This window comes from Kocuria sp. (genome assembly GCF_030536815.1).
GTDB lineage: Bacteria > Actinomycetota > Actinomycetes > Actinomycetales > Micrococcaceae > Kocuria > Kocuria gwangalliensis.
Genome location: NZ_JAUNPE010000338.1, coordinates 1 through 1,562, shown reverse-complemented (window position 1 = coordinate 1,562; position 1,562 = coordinate 1). Strand labels below are relative to the sequence as shown.

1 protein-coding gene is annotated in these 1,562 nt (G+C 63.7%); it reads right to left on the bottom strand.

Going from position 1 to position 1,562, the window contains the following annotated elements; genetic code table 11:
• Positions 1-1,454: glycoside-pentoside-hexuronide (GPH):cation symporter (locus Q4E95_RS13760; protein ID WP_303383833.1), on the bottom strand; the 1,454-nt coding region annotated here is incomplete at its 3' end.
• Positions 1,455-1,562 lie beyond the last annotated feature (108 nt).

Below are 1,562 nucleotides of genomic sequence, written 5' to 3'. Positions count from 1 at the left end.
GGGCCCACGCGGTCCTCACGGGTGGGGACGGAGTTCGGAATTTCACCGAGCTGCAATTGTTCATGACGCAGCTGGCGGTTGGCCTCGATGGCCTTCATGATGTCCTTGAACTTGGCCTCGGTCAGCGGGTAAGCCGCCATGATCAGCATGGCCCCCAGGAAGACCACGGCGGGAACCAGACCGGCGCCCAGGGCCATGCCGCGAACGGTGTCCTCGGACTGGACAGCGATGTCCGGGTTGAAACCGGCCCAGGTCAGCACGTAACCGGCCACGGCCACACCCACGGCCTGGCCCACCTTGCGGGTGAAGGAGAACGCGGAGTAGGTGGCGCCCTCGGTGCGGATTCCGGTCCTGTACTCGCCGTATTCCACGGTGTCCGCTTCCAGGGCCCAGGTCATGGTGTTGAGGATGCCCATGCCCACGCCCATGAAGAACAGGCCCAGCAGGCTCAGCGCGAAGGAGTACCAGAGGAAGTTGCTAAGGGAGAACAATACGCCACCAGCGGCTGCCACAACGGCCGCGTACATGAAGCCGCGCTTCTTACCCAGCACGCGAGTCACGGTGGGGCCGAAGGGACCCACATAGAGCACCGCGCCCGTGGTGATGACAATGGAGATGGTGGACACCCAGCCGGCCTCGGAGTAGCGGGTCAGCACGTAGGTGGAGAGGTAGATGGTCAGCGCGCCGATCACGTTCTGCGCGATCAGGTACAGCAGGGAGGAGCCGCACAGGCGGATGAGCGGGCCGTTCTGCCGAACGGTGGTGACGGTCTCTTTGAGGCTCACGCGCTCGACCTCGCGGTACACGACCTCTTTGGAGGTGGCGAACGTCGTGAAGAAGAACAGCGCGCCGATGACCACGAACGCCATGGCGGTGACGAGGAAGGTCGCGGCCAGGTTCTCGCTACCCTTGATGCGCGGTGCCAGGAACAGGGAGAGCAACAGGATGGTTGCGCCGGAGCCCACCATGCGGGCCGAGGCCAAACGGGAACGGTCCACGGGGTTCTGGCTCATTGCGCCGGCCAGTGAGCCGTACGGAATATTGACCATGGAGTAGAGCAGGCCCATGAGCGCGTAGCTGATGGTGGCCCAGGCCAGCTTGGCGCCGTAGCCGTCCACGGGGATCCAGAAGCACAGCAAGTTGGAGAGCAACAGCGGGATCGAGTACCAGATCAGGAACGGGCGGAACTTGCCCCAGCGGGTCATGGTGCGGTCCACCATGCGACCGGCAAACAGGTCCGCGAACGCGTCCCAGACCTTCACGATCATGAGGATCACACCGGCGTGATCTGCCCGGATCCCCACCACGTTCGTGTAGAAGAGCAGCAGGAACAGGCCGGTCATCTGGAAGGCGATGTTGCAACCGGCGTCGCCCAGGCCGTAACCGACGAGGGTCTTGGGCTTGAGGTGCGGTTCATTGAGCGCGGGTATTTGCGATGTTGCTGGGACTGACATTTAAGGCTCCTTTGCCTGTCTGCCGATCCGCGCCCTGCGGCGCTGGTTCAAAGGTCAGCGAGGGGTTTTTCACCCTTGGTTACACCCAGCTTCCACCCGGGAGCCCCG